14 protein-coding genes are annotated in these 16906 nt (G+C 50.5%); 5 read left to right on the forward strand and 9 right to left on the reverse strand.

Going from position 1 to position 16906, the window contains the following annotated elements:
• Window positions 1-332: 332 nt before the first annotated feature.
• The 9 genes from M0Q23_08360 to M0Q23_08400 all read right to left on the reverse strand — a co-directional run bounded on the left by M0Q23_08360 (window position 333) and on the right by M0Q23_08400 (window position 10164).
• Window positions 333-2666, reverse strand: a complete 2334-nt coding sequence (locus M0Q23_08360) for a PAS domain S-box protein (GenBank protein MCK9528633.1) — start codon at window positions 2664-2666, stop codon at window positions 333-335.
• On the reverse strand, window positions 2666-4759 hold the full coding sequence (locus M0Q23_08365; GenBank protein MCK9528634.1) for a PilZ domain-containing protein: 2094 nt from the start codon (window positions 4757-4759) through the stop codon (window positions 2666-2668). The genes M0Q23_08360 and M0Q23_08365 overlap by 1 nt, the downstream gene beginning before the upstream one ends.
• A gap of 280 nt (window positions 4760-5039) precedes the next feature.
• Window positions 5040-6242 carry a hypothetical protein gene (locus M0Q23_08370; protein MCK9528635.1) on the reverse strand — a complete coding sequence of 401 codons (1203 nt, stop codon included), beginning with the start codon at window positions 6240-6242 and terminating at the stop codon, window positions 5040-5042.
• Window positions 6243-6548: 306 nt separating this feature from the next.
• Entirely contained in the window at window positions 6549-7091 is a 543-nt protein-coding gene (locus M0Q23_08375) for a MucR family transcriptional regulator (protein ID MCK9528636.1), read from the reverse strand.
• Between the two features lie 203 nt (window positions 7092-7294).
• Window positions 7295-7873, reverse strand: a complete 579-nt coding sequence (locus M0Q23_08380) for a thermonuclease family protein (protein ID MCK9528637.1) — start codon at window positions 7871-7873, stop codon at window positions 7295-7297.
• A 19-nt stretch (window positions 7874-7892) separates the two neighbouring features.
• On the reverse strand, window positions 7893-8144 hold the full coding sequence (locus M0Q23_08385; protein MCK9528638.1) for a YheU family protein: 252 nt from the start codon (window positions 8142-8144) through the stop codon (window positions 7893-7895).
• A 78-nt stretch (window positions 8145-8222) separates the two neighbouring features.
• Window positions 8223-8510 (reverse strand): hypothetical protein, encoded by a 288-nt coding sequence (locus M0Q23_08390; protein MCK9528639.1) that lies wholly within the window; start codon window positions 8508-8510, stop codon window positions 8223-8225.
• A gap of 79 nt (window positions 8511-8589) precedes the next feature.
• A complete protein-coding gene (locus M0Q23_08395) occupies window positions 8590-8853 on the reverse strand; it encodes an integration host factor subunit alpha (protein ID MCK9528640.1) in 264 nt (87 codons plus the stop codon).
• A gap of 204 nt (window positions 8854-9057) precedes the next feature.
• Window positions 9058-10164, reverse strand: a complete 1107-nt coding sequence (locus tag M0Q23_08400) for a hypothetical protein (protein MCK9528641.1) — start codon at window positions 10162-10164, stop codon at window positions 9058-9060.
• A gap of 464 nt (window positions 10165-10628) precedes the next feature.
• On the opposite strand from M0Q23_08400, the gene M0Q23_08405 reads away from it, so the two are divergent.
• The 5 genes from M0Q23_08405 to M0Q23_08425 form a co-directional block, all read left to right on the forward strand.
• A complete protein-coding gene (locus M0Q23_08405; protein ID MCK9528642.1) occupies window positions 10629-12182 on the forward strand; it encodes a type I restriction-modification system subunit M in 1554 nt (517 codons plus the stop codon).
• A 5-nt stretch (window positions 12183-12187) separates the two neighbouring features.
• Window positions 12188-13387 (forward strand): restriction endonuclease subunit S, encoded by a 1200-nt coding sequence (locus M0Q23_08410; protein ID MCK9528643.1) that lies wholly within the window; start codon window positions 12188-12190, stop codon window positions 13385-13387.
• Complete coding sequence (locus M0Q23_08415) at window positions 13384-15015, forward strand: DUF262 domain-containing protein (GenBank protein ID MCK9528644.1); 1632 nt, start codon at window positions 13384-13386, stop codon at window positions 15013-15015. Before M0Q23_08410 ends, M0Q23_08415 begins: the two co-directional genes overlap by 4 nt.
• On the forward strand, window positions 14984-15643 hold the full coding sequence (locus tag M0Q23_08420; GenBank protein ID MCK9528645.1) for a putative DNA binding domain-containing protein: 660 nt from the start codon (window positions 14984-14986) through the stop codon (window positions 15641-15643). Before M0Q23_08415 ends, M0Q23_08420 begins: the two co-directional genes overlap by 32 nt.
• Window positions 15643-16906, forward strand: a 1264-nt coding sequence (locus M0Q23_08425; protein MCK9528646.1) for a type I restriction endonuclease, incomplete at its 3' end; no start/stop codon positions are given. The genes M0Q23_08420 and M0Q23_08425, both read left to right, overlap by 1 nt.

Genomic DNA, 16906 nt, shown 5'->3' on the forward strand with positions numbered 1-16906 from the left:
TTTTCGAAGCCGTTAAATTTTCATATAATATAGTGATGAAGACACTTCAAGTCAAGGGGAATGATTGCGCGGGGCAGGAATAATTTCGCCTGTGATTTCGGCGATTGATGTACTATGGCCACTCGCCCGACCGGAGGAGTACCTATCCCTTCTCCGCCGGTTACCGTCGGCAGAATGGTTACTCTGCTCTCGGATCTTTTACGAGTTCATGAAATATGAACATCCTGTGAAAAAGTGTGGATGAAGTCTTCGGCACGACTGGAGAAGTATCGGAAAAAGACGGCGGATGTGGTGACATCGGGGTGCGGCCGGTGGTCTTCAACAGGGGCGTCTCATGCGGTCATGCCGGAGGATTCTTCCAGATCAATGAACTTGAACGCCCTCTCCTTGAAGAGTTTCAAACAGGCATTCACCACTCTTGAGTCATAGGTGACCCCTTGTTTGTTTTGTATTTCTTCCAATGCGACGTCCGTCCCCAGGGCCGCCCGATAGGGCCGATGGCTTGCCATGGCTTCAACCGTATCCGCCACAGCTATTATTCTTGCTTCCAGCAATATCTCGTTGCCGGAGATGCCCTGGGGATATCCCGAGCCGTCCATTCGTTCATGGTGCTGGTAGACCATGTCGACAATAGCGGGAATGAAGTCTACTCGCTTCAATATGTTCCAGGCGACTTCCGGATGTGATTTCATCATCGCGAATTCAACCTGGTTCAATTTTCCCGGTTTAGTCAATATTTCAGAAGGTATATATATTTTCCCCAAGTCGTGGATCAGGCTTGCCATGCGGATCTGGTCGATTTTTTCTTCCGGCAGATCCAATTCCTCCGCTATGGCGGTGGCAAGTTGCGCGACCCGCCTCTGGTGTCCCGCCGTATAGGGGTCCCTGGATTCCACAATGATTGAAATGGCATCGATGGTGCTGCTCATTGCCGACTGCAGCTTGAGTATATTACTTTCCAACTGGGTTTCCGTTTTCTTGATTTCCGTCAAGTTTTTAAAAGTTCCCACCACGCCGACGAACTGGCCGTCGGAATCAAAATTCGGAGCGCAACTGATGCTGACATATCGATCTGTACCATCCTTGTGAGGTATGATGGCCGTTTCCTCCTTTATGGTCTGCTTAAGATCCCTGACCCTCTTAAAGGCTCTGATTGTCCTGACAGCATCTTCTTTTCTCGCAATATCTATGAAATATTTCCCCAACAGCTCCTCGGGGCGGTATCCGAGAACAGGTTCAATCGCCGGGTTGATATAGGTAAACTCGCCTTTGATGCCGAGAGTATAGATGATGTCCGGCGCATTTTCGCTGAGGGAGCGGAAGCGTTCCTCGCTTTCCTTTATCTTCTGATGCCACATGGCATTGCTGATGCCGATACCGATCTGCGGGGCGATTCCCATGAGCAGGCTCATATCTATCTGGCTGAGCGGTCTTTTCGACTGGATATTGTCGGCGGCAAGGATTCCCATAGATTCTCCCTGATATATTATGGGAACGCAAATGAAGGACCTGCTTCCCATGGTATGGAGGAAGTCACGGCTTCTGGGCGACAGGTCGTTCTCAATGTCCTCGATATCGTTGATCAGAACGGGTTGCTGTTTTTTGAAAGCTTCCACGAACGAACCCTTTGAGTGGGGATTATCCAAACGGAACTTAATGTTCCTGAGGTAGTCATCATCTTTCGGGTTGTACCCGGTGCTCGTCGCGTAGATGAGGCAGTTCTCTTTCTTGTTGACGAGCATAATGATGCCCCGGTCGAAATCCAACCTTTTGATCAGTGTATCCAGGATACGCTTCGGGAGTACATCGACTTCATGGAGCATGGAGGCGGTCTTGCCGATTTCCTCGACCAGCAAGGCCTCATTATATCGCTTGTTGATCTGGTTGAGGAGATTTTCGGCGGCCTCCCCCTGGTTCTTGATGTTCAAAAGCAGGTTCTTTTTTTCAAGATGCTCGACATAGAGCGCGAGACCCATCGTACCGAACATAAAGGATAAAAAAAGGGCGATCCAGGGGCCTGTTTCCATGAAGCCGAACAGGGCGGCGGAGGCTGCGAGGGCGAGGACGAGAAAATAGTTCCGGGCTCGTTTCCAGACGAGGGTCGGGGATGGTTCCCAGGAGATGATGTAGAGGCAGCAATCCCCCCCCTTGTGTATGCAGACGGGATGTTCTATGGTTGCGAATTTCTGGGTGGAAAGTTTTGCCAGCGCCTCCAGCCCGCCAAGCCGGTTCGAGCACTGGTAGGGTTTTTCGATCACTCCCGGCCGGACAAAGGCTTTTGCCTCGATTTTATTTTTCCCGATGACCCTGGTTTCCAGGACGGTGCCCCGGCTGAGGCGTGAATTGATTTTCTCCAGGACAGCGTAAGCCGTTGCCGGGTTTATGAATCCAAGGATGTATTTCCCCAAAGCTCCCGAGGCCTGGGAAGTCACGGAAAACCGTCCCACCTTTCTCGCTATGTCCGGGTCCTGGGCCGTTCTCGCAAGTATTTCATGAAAACGATCAACCTGCTTCTGGGTCAACCAGTGCCCTTCGTCATCCAGTTGGTACTTCTCAATGCCCGCGTATTTCAGAAGCGGTTCGACATCGACATCGGGGAGGTGCTCGTTCAGGTACTCAACGTAACTCTTGGTGATACGGCTGTTATAGAGCGGAATGTCTTCCATTATCGTTTCAGGTATCGTTTGACGAGGAGTCGAAGTATGAATCTGAGCCTCAGCTTTGCATTCTCCATCATGTAGTCACTGTATTCCTGAGAGTAATGGCCATCTAGTATCCAGAGGTTGTAGCGTTTTTCCTCCGGTATGCCTTTCTTCTCAAGGTAAGAGAATGGGTAAATTAAAAGCGGTATTTTGTCAAGGTTATAACAGCCGGAAAGTTCTGCCACAGCCGTGGAGAGTGTCTCCCAGGGCAGTCCCTCCGTGTCGGCAACCAGGATCTTCATCCCGTTGAGGAAATCCGACAGGCTGAGACCCATATCGGACCGGTTCACCACGATTACCGCTTTTAGAATCCCGTTATCTTTTAATGAAAAGCTCTCGCAGCTTCTGAAAAATCCATGGCGGGCGTACATCTGTGACAGAGAGTCTCTTTCCTCTTCATCTTCTCTCAAGTGGAGAATATCCAGCAGAAGGCCGTTAGAAGAGTTGCGGTAAAAACGCTGTATCTCGTCAATGTCTGTTTCCGAACAGGCTCCAAGCGACCATCCGGGGGGAAATGAACAGCCGGGTTTCGACTTCCGGTAATTGAGGTAGGAAAAAAGATCAAGGGAGCAGGCGCGGGGATTGTTGAAGTGCCTCGCGAAACCGCCGAAAAAATGATCGGGAAAACGGTTTTCCGGGCGGAAGTAGAACATCATATAATCCATGCCGACCGATGGCAGCCGATAGAGACCGTTAAAATAGTGCATAATCTGTTTTAAAACCTTAAGCCCCGTCCTTTTATTGCCCAGCTTTCTCGCGGCGAGATGGTGAACCATCCAGGTTTTCCTGTAAGAGCGCACCATGGAGGTATGTCCGTAGATATTTCCATTTCTCTGGTAGGTCAGCTGGGCCAGTATGTCCGGGTTGTCCCGGTAAAGTCTGCGATAGGTTTCTTTCAAGGGATCGCGGTGGGCCTGGAGCAGTTCGTATTTTTCGGGATATATGAACCCGCTTTCAAAGAGAAATTCCCAGAGCTGATCGGAATCGACTTCATCGGCCACATGGGTGCCGGGGTCGATACAACCGATGACGATATGACACAGGCGGTTGTAATTGGTAACGTCCATGTCCAGGAAAGCAAAACCGTACCGAATCATGTTTTTCTTGTCTTCACGGCGATACAGAATCTGTGCCGTACACATGATCTTTAAAGCGCCGGCAAAATTAATGGACATGTCGGGGATAATGAGTCCCGCCATGAGGACGTCTTCATCGCCGGTAAGACGCACGGAAAATCCCGAGGTTGAAAGGTCGTGGATGTCAATCTGAACTTTTTTGTCAATCGTTGGATGGTCGAAGGCGATATTCGGTATGGGCGTGATCTTCACACGGGGACTCCGCCACTTCTTTTTTGGAAAACGGTTCATCTTGTCTTCCCGGGGGGCAAAAACGATGCACCGTGCCTCGTGATCCGCTGTCTGACGGATACAGCGGCACGATGACGAATAGACTATGTGTCCGTTGCGGTAGAGGATGACCGTCGAGGGGTTATTGGGATTAAACCAGCGGAATGAGCCCGGTGATTCGGGAGTGACATTGACTGAGAACGCCGCATTGCTGAAGTCCGTCAGATGACCGCGAGCCCTGAAACCCTGCTGCACCACTTCGGCGGCAACGGCCCGCAGGCAGAGATATCGCCTGGCACGACGTTTACCCAGTATGTATCCATTCTCGGGAATTTTGAGGGTGAAGTACTCATCGAAAACATCTTCGAGTTGTACCGGTACGAGAATCAGTCTGTGCCCGTCGGAGAAGACAACACTCAAAATACGTGCCTTCTCTCTGAAGGCGGTGTTTTTTCCGGTCCACCGACAGGCCATCACGCCATCGCTGCACGGGGCGGGGTTGGCTTCAAGCAGAAGATCGTCCTTGTGATCGGGGTGACGAACGTGGACGTATACGGTGGTCCTCATAAAGTGGTGACTGTTCCACAGGTTGATCAGCCTGTTTCCCTTGATAGTATTCTTCGGGTCCGGATTGCTGAAAAGATCCTGGCGTCGGAAGTAGAATGGTTTCTCTACAGGATCGGGGATCGGGACCTCTCTATCGCTTTCCACTGTATGCGCCCTTTACAGGTCAACTTTGACGGCTTCGTAAAAACTTACCGGAGGCATGCCTCCGGCACTATAGCCGGATGCTTGATTGCGCTCTCTCCTTCGTCACTGTGGCGTACCGCAAAGCACGCCTCATTCCTCAGGATGTGAGCGCTGTGCCTCAAGGAGCTTTTTACAACGCCGTACCCAATCAGACGTTTTTCCACTTTTTACGGGACCATCAATTTTGAGGTTGTCCTTTCGATGAAGTAAAGCCAAATGAATTTTTGTTCCATCGGACACTTCAAGTGTCTGTCCCGGAATCATCCTCACTGCGAAAGAAGGGCATCCGGCATTGCATGCCGAACCCGCGTTTCCAGTTTTCTACTGGTATAACTTCCTCACCCAGGGCGGTCTTTATGTGATAGGGTGACAATAAGTCCAGCAGGCCGCCATGTCCGAACCTGAGCATAGGTTGTGCCGGGTCTCCTTCCATGAGATAATCCCCGAATGCCCCTTCGTGTGCCGTAAGGTTTTCTCCCGCGGCAGCAGAGACAACGAGGGCGGCCCGTGTCAGCAGAGACGTTTCGCCCACGTGACAACCGACAATAATGGGCCATCCCAGCTTTTTTATCTCTTCGATCATCCTCAGGGATCGAATAAGACCACCCAGCCGGGACACCTTGATGTTCGCGATGAATTGACCGGGCACGCCTCTGAAGAGGTCGAGATCCTGAAGGGTACACAGACTCTCATCCAGGATGACGGGAAGACCCGTTGACATGCTGTACCTGCTGATGTCTTCTATATGTCGTACTCCCACGGGTTCTTCCACGGCGAACAAACGATGAATTCCCAGCTCCCGCGTAGAGGCCAGGGCACCGTCAAGGCGGTCGGTCCACACATTATTGGCATCGAGGCGAATACGAAGGGGCTGCAGGTGGTGTTGCTCCGACAGCGCCTCGACTATATTCAGTTTTTCCAGGTCGTCTTTTACATTTCCGCTCAACTTGATTTTAAAATCTGTAAATCCCTGGATCAGGTATTGTTCAGCCAGTTTGGTAAATTCCCGGGGTGGGTCGTTTCCGAGGACTGCCGTGTAACTGCCGCAACGGGACTGTTCATGCACCCCCAGCAATTTTTCAACGGAACAGGCCGACTCCCGCGCAAGGAGGTCGAGAAGAGCCATTTCGACGGCACACCATGCCGAAGGATAACGGTCGATGACGGTTGTATTGCTGAGTATCCAGTGCTTCAGCTCGTCCAGTGTCGCGAATGCTGACAGGCTTCCCGCAAAAGAATCGTTGATCCACAAGAGGCTGGAATCGAGGTTCTCACCGGTCACGTAGATTCTGGGACACCCTTCTCCATATCCCGTATGTTCGAGCCGTGTCGCCCGAACCCAGATGCTTTCACCTTTGTTTCTGGTCGCGGCACTGTGACGTACGGTATTCTTCAGGGCAAGATGAAGCCGCCTCGCAGTGATGTGCAGGGATTCTTGCGTCACACCATCAGATCCTCACTATATTCGAACAATGATTGCTATGGTGCGAACTATAGGGATAGAAACGTGTAATGTCAATACATATCGCATATGTTTGGGGGCAAATCATCAATAAGGACTTGACCCGGAACATGAAACAGAAAACAGGGGGCAGGAAAAGACGTTCCAGCCCCCTGTTCGTGTTTACTGACGTCCCCGCGGGGAATCGAACCCCGGTTTCCGGCGTGAGAGGGCGAAACCAAGCGTACTCCACCTGATTTTATTGACTTTTTTGACCACCAAAAGCCGTTTAAGGGCCTTAAAAGCCGCCTACTCCGCCTTCTTTTTCGCAGCCCGTGCAGCGGCCAGTTTCTCCGGCAGCCCCCTGTCGATGGCCATCTGGCGACGAGCGGCGGCATAACTGGGCGCAACCAGGTTGACATCCTTGGGAATCTTGAATTTCCGCTTGTACTGGCCCGGTTTCATGTCATGCTCAACGGCCAGGTGCTTCTTGAGGGTCTTCAATCCCGTCCTCCCGCAGATCATGCAGCCGATGGTGTCCTCCTGGAAAGCCTCTTCAAAGGAAAGCACCGGTTCGTCAGATATGACAGGCGCTGCAGGTTCAACGACAGGCATTGTTTGAACGGCCTCTTCCGTGGCAGGCTCCATAGCCTGCTCACTGTCCTTCTTTGGTTTTCTTCCCCGCTTTTTCGGTGGCGCTTCGGGTTCCTCCACGACATCGTCTCTTTCCAGGGCCTGAAGGGTCGCATAGACCATCATGATTTCCTGCAGCAGTTCCTCCGGCGAAAGTTCCGTCGTGGAAGCGTGGGCGACAACAATGTCCGTGGTCAATTCCAGCAGATTTGTGGCCATTGGCGTTATTTCTCCTTTACGTGATTGAATATAATAAAATTGGTGGGATAGGCCGAGATAGTAGTCTTTTCCCCAGGCTAAAGCAAGGTAAATGTTATGAATTGCAATGAGCTGACAAGTGAAAAATTCAGACTCCTGCGTTTATGGAGTGAGTCGGCATCGATCAGAATGCGCCGGAATGCCCATTGATTTCGGATTGTGGTTCATTTTGCCTGTTTTCCCCGCCGCCAATCCCAGGGAGCGATGGGAAACTCATCGGCCCACAATCCTGTTTCATTATCCCTGGCGTGCTCCTCCAACTCCTTCCAGTCGTCACAGATCAGCTCCCTGCAGAAATAATCATAGACCCATGCGAGCCCTTCCTGCACCACCCGCTCGTTCACGTTGACGCCATCAGAGGTAATGACCATGGCCACAGTCCGTTTGTAGCGGTCCGGCCCGAAGTCCCGGATCGTCACGTCCTTCCCGTAAACCATGTCATGGACGAATCTGCCGGAAGTTTTACCATAGGGCTGATCTGTTTCAGGCGCGTCGATCCCATAGAGCCGTATTCTGACCCGATCCTCTGGGCCGCCATGGAGCCGCACGACCGTGATGGAATCGCCATCGGCAACCCGTGTTACCGTACCGGTCCAGTAGAGATCATTTTCATTATCCGGCGAGACAAGAAATATAGAAAGTGCTGAAACGATAAAAACGACTATGAGAATATACCGGGCAGTCGATGGTTTGAAAAAGCGCCTTAAATAGCGATGCAACTTGACGAAATCGGTTTTTCTCATGTCGGATAGTCGGAGTCGGTTATTCGGTCACGGGGTCAAGTTTTTTCAAGATCGGATCATTGGCCGGCACGATGGTGGTAGTTCCAGTATCAACGTCATAGAGAAGAACGGCAAGTCCACTCTCAAGCCGGGATTTCACCTGGTTGAATTTCGCTTCCCAGGAAACCTCAATTTCGCCGTAGTCGGTCCCGTATCGGGAGATGAATTCCCCGATCACGCCCTCCAGGGCTTCAGGGCTGAGCCTGCTCACGGGTATTATATAAACGGTCATGGGAGGACTCGATTTCGGATTCAGTGGTGTATGTCTTGCTGGGAAACATTGGCTTTTACGTATGCCGGAATATCTGACTCAGCTCTCCTCTTCGCAGGAGATCAAATATGTCCCCAGTTTTTCAAACAGGCTGTCCAGTTCTCTCTGAAGCTTTCGGTTCTCACAATGATTCGCCGCTGCGGCAACATGCCCATGGATGTCTTCGATCTCATCAAGAGACCAACCGAACCGTACCCCCTTTTTCTCCACAACAGATAGGGCGACATACTCGGGATTACAGAATGTGTGGTCCCGAAGCAGATCACGCTGACGAGGTGACAAATATACGGGAATTCTCTCTCCCCTTGGAATTATTGTGCGTTTCATGGTTCCTCAGAAAAACGATCCTTCTTTCTTTGACGGCAACCGTTCCCTCATCCCCAGAATATCCCGGTCCGGTCGGAGGTCATTCGTCGTTTATACTGTTCTTCAGCTTTTCAGAGGCTTTAAAGGTGATGACTTTTCTCGGTTCTGTGGTGATCTTCTCCCCGGTCTGGAGATTCCTGCCTGTTCGGGCCTTCTTTTCATTGACCGCCCATTTCCCGAAACCTGAGACCTTCACCGGGTTGCCTTCCTCGAGCCCGGACTTGATGATGTCAAAGAAGCCTTCCACGATCCTGGCACATTCGGACCTTGGAAGATTGAGGTCTACTGAGAGGTGGTCGATCATGTCCCGTTTTGTCAATGCCATGGGTGTGCTCCTGGGTTGTGGTTTATCCCTCGTCGTTGGCTGACCCATCAAATATGACCTTACCTGTTTCCTTCGATATGGCGATCAATCTTGACGAGCGAAGGCCAAATGTAACGGCTTGATCTGAGAAAAGAATATGCCAACAATTTTCTATTGGAAGACCATAATAATAGAAGAACCGCATCAGAGAGACTTATATGCCTCATCCTTTTCCTTGAGCGGATGCTTCTGAAACACGTCGGTGTTGCTATGGTAATCGGGATAGTTTTCATAAAGCACTACGTTCTCTTTTGCCACCTTATCTCGGAATAGATCATAAAAGCGTCGTATGAATGTAAGCCCAAGGCTTATTCCCTCTTTTTTTCTCGTAATTACAGATGGATTTATTATTACCAACTTTTCAAGGGGTGCCTCGCGTGGCTGCCGCAACAACCATGTCACGTAAAAATCCGTCGGTGGAAGACTATAGCCCCATACAACTAATTCATTCACAGCGGTCATTTCTTTAGCAGCAAAATTCCAGATACGACGTATCATTGGATACTGTCGATAACCCTTGTTTAATACTGGCGGGACAATTAAAAACACAAGGGGTTCGTGGCAACTTGAGCAATATTTCATTTTTCGGGGGTTTAGAGCAGGATAAACCTTTCGGAAAGACCTGCACGTTTCATTAGCACAATAGAGCCAATCGACCGAGCCGTGTGCTTTCAGATAATAGCCGTGGGCGGTCGTCCACTCTTCATAAGGTGGTTCGGGAAACGCTCCAGCCCAAGTGCGCTCACTCAATGCAGACAATTTATTAACAAAATTTTTGTAGTGTGCTGGATCATATGAATCCTTTTTATTACCACCAAGGAGTTGAGCTCTGCCTAGTGAATTGTCAAGTACAACATCCCAGTTAAATGTAATTATCGTATCGGAGGGGTGAAGTTGTTGTACAAAATAATCGTACTCACTTTCTTGATCTTCTAGCCCGTCTTCAAGAAGAATCAAAATGTCTTGAATTAATGTATGTAATTGCTGGCGAACAAGTAAATAATCAGGAGACGTTGTTCTTTCTATTTCAATTTCCAGGTGTGTCAAAAAAGTTTCAATATCGATTTTTCGCTTGCTCTTAAAAATATCTTCGCCATATATTCCTTGTGCGTAGCTTCTGATTTTCTCAAACCTTGCTCCATCATCGAGGCCTAGTTTACGAGCAACGGGGAAAAAATCAGCAATCGACGGAAACGACCCGTGACTGTGTCCGATTGAACTCCCCGAACCCAATACATATATTCTTTTCATACCTTCCTATCCTTCAGATCAGCCTTACTCCCAATATGCAAAACCCCGCTCTCTGTGACGAGATACGAGGCCTGTAAATGCTTCTCACATGGTTCCCTCTCTGATGCGGGTTGGTACTTTGAGTCGATATGGTCCCTGCTTTGTCGGTTTATAGATGTCAGTTGAAGGCTCCTGTAGTAGTAGCGGTTTAGGTTGCAATGGTCAACCCTGAAAACCAACCAATGCAGTTTGCAGGTTGACGGAACGATTACAAACCGTTACAAATAACCAGAACATTGACCAGCGGTTCTTCTTTCTCTCTGAATTTGACACAGGCAGGAATTCCATCGACAGGTAAACACCAACCGATTCCCGTGAGGGTAGCATGCGTGAAGCATTTACAGGCCTCGTATCTCGTCACAGAGAGCGGGGTTTTGTATTTGTGACCGCAGGTATTTCATAATTTTCGACCACCTGGAGGCACAATGGCAGTAGGTAACAACAATCAGATTGAGAAACGCCTGTGGGATGCCGCTGATCAGATGCGGGCGAATTCCCGGCTCAAGTCATCGGAGTATTCCATCCCAGTTCTGGGTCTTATATTCCTGAGATATGCCGACCAGAAGTTCACCGTCGCTCGGAAGGAACTTGAAGGCAAGGGATCCGGGCGCCGGGTGGTGTCGAAGAACGACTATCAAGCCCAAAATGTTCTCTATCTGCCAGAGGAAGCCCGCTTCGAGAACCTGCTCAAAAAGCCCGAGGGAGTAAATATCGGGCAGGCGATTAACGACGCCATGCGGGCCGTGGAAACAGATAACCCGGATTTGAAGGACGTGCTGCCCAAGACCTACAACCGCCTTGAAAATGCCACGCTGGTGGAGCTACTCAAGACTATGAACTCCATTCCCATGGACATCGAGGGCGACGCCTTCGGAAAGATCTATGAGTACTTCCTGGGTAAGTTCGCCATGGCCGAGGGGTCGAAGGGTGGTGAGTTTTTCACTCCCACGTCCATCGTCAAGCTCATTGTAGAAATACTGGAACCCTACCACGGGCGGATATTTGACCCTGCCTGCGGATCGGGCGGTATGTTCGTCCAGAGCGCACAGTTTGTGGAGAACCACAAGAAAAGTCCCTCATCAGAAATCAGTATCTACGGCCAGGAACGTGTGGCCGAGACGGTGCGCCTCAATAAAATGAACCTTGCCGTTCATGGACTTGCCGGCGACATCCGGCAGGGGAACACCTATTACGAGGACCTGCACAGAAGTCCCGGGAAGTTCGACTTTGTCCTCGCTAATCCCCCCTTCAACGTGAACAAGGTCGATAAGGACCGGCTGAAGGACGACCCACGCTTCCCCTTCGGACTGCCCAGGACCGACAACGCCAATTACATCTGGATGCAGATATTCTACAGTGCCTTGAATACGAAAGGCAGGGCCGGGTTCGTCATGGCAAACTCGGCGTCAGATGCCCGATCCTCGGAGCTGGACATACGAAAGCAGCTTATAGAAGACAAATCGGTGGATATCATGGTGGCAGTGGGGCCGAACATGTTCTACACCGTTACCCTGCCCTGCACTCTCTGGTTTCTTGACAGGGGCAAGAAGGGTACAGACAGAGAGAATACGGTCCTGTTCCTTGACGCCCGTCACATCTACACCCAGATAGACCGAGCCCACCGGGAGTTTACCCCTCAGCAGATTGAGTTTCTTGCGAACATCGTCAGGCTGTACCGGGGAGAGGAACCTGAAGACCGGCATGATAGCTCTGGTATGGTGGAGGAGCATTTCCCGCAGGGAGAATATGGGGATGTTCCCGGCCTCTGCAAGGTAGCAACCATTGAGGAGATCGAGGCCCAGGGCTGGAGCCTGAATCCGGGCCGGTATGTGGGAGTGGCCGCGGGGAAAGCTGATGACTTTGACTTCAAGGAACGGCTGGAGGAGCTAAATGAGGAGCTGGAGGCGTTGAACCTGGAGGCAAGGGGGTTGGAAGAGCGGATTGCGGAGAATGTGGCGAAGTTGCTGGAGGGGGTGTGATAGGCATGAGCGTAACTTGGAAGACCAGCATGCTTCGCGATATTTGCCAGAATATACAATATGGCCATACAGCAAGTGCCAATGACAATCATATCGGACCAAAGTTTCTCCGAATAACAGATATTGTTTCGGAGGCCATTGACTGGCCAAGTGTTCCGTATTGTAAGATTGAACCAAAAAAGAAAGACAAATACCTTCTTAGAAAAGGCGACATTGTAATTGCACGAACCGGAGCCACCACGGGGTATGCTAAGTATATTAAGACGGCACCTGAATCGATTTTCGCATCATACCTTGTGCGGCTTCAACTCATTGATGGAGTAAATCCAAGATACGTTGGCTATGTTGTGGAATCAAATGCATACAAAGAATTCATTCGGGCAAATTGGGGTGGTGCAGCCCAGCCGAATGCTAATGCGCAAATTCTAACTTCCTTTCATGTTCCTATCCCCCCTCTTCCCACGCAGCGCAAAATCGCCGCCATTCTTTCTGCCTATGACGATCTGATCGAGAACAACCTCCGACGCATCAAGATACTGGAGGAGATGGCCCAGAACCTCTACCGGGAATGGTTCGTCCATTTCCGCTTCCCCGGCCACGAAAAAACCCGCTTCGTCGTTTCCCCCCTCGGCCGCATTCCTGACGGATGGGAAGTAATAAAGATCGGTTACATCCTGAAGAAGATCAAACGAGGTACCAAAATACAGAAACGAGACTACACCATAGAAGGCTTGATCCCTGTTGTCGATCAGGGGAAGGATTTTATTGGTGGGTACACCAACGACAAGGCATCTCTAATCTCTCATGAATTGCCACTGGTTGTCTTTGGCGATCACACAAGGGTTTTGAAGTTTATCGCATTTCCATTCGCTTGCGGGGCCGATGGAACTCAACTTTTGAAGTCGAATGACGAACGAATGCCAATGAGTTTATTTTATTATACCCTATTGTCCATTGATCTTTCTGATTTTGCATATGCTCGCCACTTCAAGTTTCTTAAAGAGGAACCTCTTGCTTTGCCAACACAGAAGATCGCGGACTATTTTGATCAGTTTGTCTCACCACTTCAAGACCAGATCAGATCTTTAATGCAGAAAAACTCGATCCTCCGCCGTACCCGCGACCTTCTTCTCCCCAAGCTCATCTCCGGGGAGATGGATGTGTCGGAACTGGATATAACAATACCCGAGGAGATCTCGGCATGAGTGAAACCGTTTTTAAAAAGGTCGATTATGACTTGAGCTTACTGATGAAGTATATCGGATTAGGGGAAATTGGACTGCCCGACATTCAGCGTCCCTTCGTCTGGAGGAATGCCAAGGTCCGAGATCTGTTTGATTCGATGTATAAGGGCTATCCTGTGGGCTATTTCTTGTTTTGGGAAAACGAACTTACCGATTCTTCTCGAGCCATCGGAGCAGACAGGAAGCAGAAGCCACCCCGTTTGGTCATTGTGGATGGGCAGCAACGGCTGACTTCGCTTTACTCTGTTATAAGGAATGTTCCTGTTCTCAGGGAGAACTTTGAAACTGAACACATAAAGATTTCTTTTAATCCACTGGAAGAAGTGTTCGAGGTAACCGATGCGGCGATACTTCGTGACAAGGCATTTATTCCGGACATATCGGTTTTGTGGGAAGATGATGCGAGGATAACCAGGATTATACGTGAATACTTGAGAAATCTTCGAAGCAACCGGGAAGTCAGTGAAGAAGAAGAATCAATCATTGAAGACCGTATTGAAAAACTGAAGGGGTTGTTGAGTTTTCCTTTTGTTGCCCTCGAACTGGCACCGGATATAGACGAAGAATCGGTGTCTGACGTCTTTGTCCGAATCAACAGCAAAGGAACGCCGCTGAATCAGGCGGACTTTATTCTGACTCTCATGTCTGTGTTTTGGGATGAAGGGCGGGCTGAATTGGAAGGTTTCTGCAGGGAGTCCCGCAAGCCGTCCAAAAAAGGGGAGGCATCACCTTTTAATCACTTTATCGAACCTTCTCCGGACCAGTTGCTCCGTGTATCCGTGGGGGTAGCCTTCAAGCGGGCCCGGTTGAAATATGTCTATTCGATCCTGCGGGGCAAGGACCTGGAGACAGAAAAGTTCAGCGATGAACTCCGGGAAAAGCAATTCGCCCTTCTCAAGGAAGCGCAGAGTCGTGTTCTCAACCTTCAGTATTGGCATGATTTTATGCAATGTATCCGACAGGCCGGATTTCGTAGCAGCAAGATGATCAGCTCACAGAATAACCTGCTGTTCTCATATATGCTCTACTTGATAGGTCGCACCGAGTACAAGGTTGACGAGTTTACCCTCCGCCGGCTGATCGCCCGCTGGTTTTTCATGTCAGCAGTGACGGGCCGTTTTACCAGTTCTCCTGAATCAGCTATGGAGTTCGATCTTGCCCGGTTGCGTGATGTGACTACCGCCGAAGGGTTCGTCAAAACACTGGGCCAGGTATGTGACATCACCCTTACGAGTGATTTCTGGACCCTGTCCCTGCCCAATGATCTGGCAACCTCGTCGCCACGGAGCCCGTCACTTTTTGCCTATCATGCGGCTTTGGTCCTGCTCGATGCACGGGCGTTATTTTCAAACAGCAAGGTGGCGGACCTTCTGGACCCGGCAATGCGAGCCAAGAAGTCTGCCGTGGAGCGTCACCATCTATTCCCCAAGGGCTATTTAGGCAAGCAGAAGATAACCTCCATCCGGGATACCAACCAGATCGCCAATTACGCACTGGTCGAGTGGGGGGACAATATCACCATATCGGACCAGTCGCCCGCTGACTACGTGCCCCCCCATGAAAGAGCGATTCAAGCAGGCGATGCTTGAACGAATGTATCGTATGCATGCCCTTCCGGAAAACTGGGAGCATATGCAATATCAGGATTTCCTGGAAAAGCGTCGTGAGCTTATTGCACAGGTCATTTCGGAAGGCTATTCAACTCTCGTTACCGGTGATGCAGAAGAAGGCCTGGCAGAAGACGTACTCGATCTGTCCCGGATCCTGATGGATGGCGAATCCGAGGAAGTGGAATTTAAGTCCACGCTCCGTACGAACCTGCACACCGGGAACAAAGATCCACGCATTGAGTTGGCGGTTCTGAAGACATTGGCCGGATTCTTAAACACCAATGGGGGAACCCTCGTTGTGGGCGTTGCTGATGATGGGAGTCCGATAGGTATTCGAGCGGACAGCTTTGAAAACGAAGATAAAATGAGCCAGCATCTGGTCAATATCATCAAGTCCCGCATGGGTGTTACTGCTATGACAAACTTGCATGCCCGGTTCGATGACCACGAGGACAACCGGGTTCTGGTGGTGAAGTGTGGCAAATCTCCCACGCCAGTGTTTGTGAAGGATGAAGACAGGGAACGCTTTTACATTCGGACCGGACCGGCGACGACGGAGCTTGCCGCTAGCCAGACGCAGGAATATATCAAGCAGAGGTTTAGGTAATGACCCCCACCGGCTACTCCGAAGACTCCCTCATCGAACAGCCTGCCATAGAGTTGCTGAAGGAGCTCGGCTGGGAGCATATCAACGGGTTCCATGAAACCATGGGATCTGAAGGAACCCTCGGCAGGGACAATCAGTCCGAGGTCGTCCTTCGCAAGCACCTGCTTCCTGCTTTTAGTCGCCTGAATCCTGACTTGCCCAGTGAAGCCTTCGACCTTGCCCTGGAGGAGCTGAACCGGGACCGCTCCCGCTTGAGCATGCCTGCCGCCAACCGTGAGATCTACAAGCATTTAAGAGATGGCCTGAAGGTGCGCCTCCCCGATCCCGAAGATAACGGGGAACGGGTCGAGACGGTGCGGTTGATTGACTGGGATGATTATGCCAACAACGACTTTCTGCTGGTTTCCCAGTTCTGGGTTGTGGGCGAGATGTACACGAGACGGGCTGATCTGGTGGGTTTTGTTAACGGCATTCCCCTGATTTTTATGGAGCTGAAGGCCTCGCACAAGCAGGTGGAGACGGCTTACCGGGGGAACCTGAGCGACTATAAGGACACCATTTCCCATCTTTTCTGGTTCAACGCCTTCATACTTCTTTCCAACGGCAGTGAGACAAAGATCGGAAGCATCACCTCGGACTGGGGCCACTTCAACGACTGGAAGAAGATCAACAGCGAGGGCGAGGAAGGGATAATATCCCTTGAAACGGCACTCCGGGGCACCTGCGAACCATCCCGGCTTCTGGACATCGTTGAGAATTTCACAATCTTCATGGAAGCTCGAGGTGGAATCATAAAGGCGGTTGCCAAGAACCACCAGTACCTCGGTGTTGGCAATGCCATGGATGCCCTGCAGGAGATCAAGGACCGCGAGGGTCGCCTGGGCGTGTTCTGGCATACCCAAGGAAGCGGGAAATCCATATCCATGATCTTCTTTTCACAGAAGGTGTTGAGGAAGATCCCGGGGAACTGGACCTTTGTCATCGTCACCGACCGGCAAGAACTGGACGGACAAATCTACAAGACCTTTGCCAGTGCAGGAGTCATTACCGAGGGACACTGTCAGGCCGACAGTTCACGGGATCTGCGTCGCCTTCTCACAGAAGACCACCGGTTTGTTTTTACCCTGATCCACAAGTTTGATGGTCCCGTAAAAAGTCATGCGGCGTTTTTACAGGTTTTAGTTCTGGATTCAGTCGCCGCGTTGAAAATAGTGTTGAGCCAGTGCCTGGTGCTCATGAAACGCTCTTTGACAGTCATAATAA

This window comes from Syntrophales bacterium (assembly GCA_023228425.1).
Classification (GTDB): Bacteria; Desulfobacterota; Syntrophia; order Syntrophales; family UBA2210; genus MLS-D.

Coding starts and splice junctions, on each gene's coding strand:
- M0Q23_08360 (MCK9528633.1), bottom strand. CDS start 2,666: ATGGAAGACATTCCGCTCTATAACAGCCGTATCACCAAGAGTTACGTT.
- M0Q23_08375 (MCK9528636.1), bottom strand. CDS start 7,091: ATGGCCACAAATCTGCTGGAATTGACCACGGACATTGTTGTCGCCCAC.
- M0Q23_08380 (MCK9528637.1), bottom strand. CDS start 7,873: ATGAGAAAAACCGATTTCGTCAAGTTGCATCGCTATTTAAGGCGCTTT.
- M0Q23_08385 (MCK9528638.1), bottom strand. CDS start 8,144: ATGACCGTTTATATAATACCCGTGAGCAGGCTCAGCCCTGAAGCCCTG.
- M0Q23_08390 (MCK9528639.1), bottom strand. CDS start 8,510: ATGAAACGCACAATAATTCCAAGGGGAGAGAGAATTCCCGTATATTTG.
- M0Q23_08395 (MCK9528640.1), bottom strand. CDS start 8,853: ATGATCGACCACCTCTCAGTAGACCTCAATCTTCCAAGGTCCGAATGT.
- M0Q23_08400 (MCK9528641.1), bottom strand. CDS start 10,164: ATGAAAAGAATATATGTATTGGGTTCGGGGAGTTCAATCGGACACAGT.
- M0Q23_08405 (MCK9528642.1), top strand. CDS start 10,629: ATGGCAGTAGGTAACAACAATCAGATTGAGAAACGCCTGTGGGATGCC.
- M0Q23_08410 (MCK9528643.1), top strand. CDS start 12,188: ATGAGCGTAACTTGGAAGACCAGCATGCTTCGCGATATTTGCCAGAAT.
- M0Q23_08415 (MCK9528644.1), top strand. CDS start 13,384: ATGAGTGAAACCGTTTTTAAAAAGGTCGATTATGACTTGAGCTTACTG.
- M0Q23_08420 (MCK9528645.1), top strand. CDS start 14,984: ATGAAAGAGCGATTCAAGCAGGCGATGCTTGAACGAATGTATCGTATG.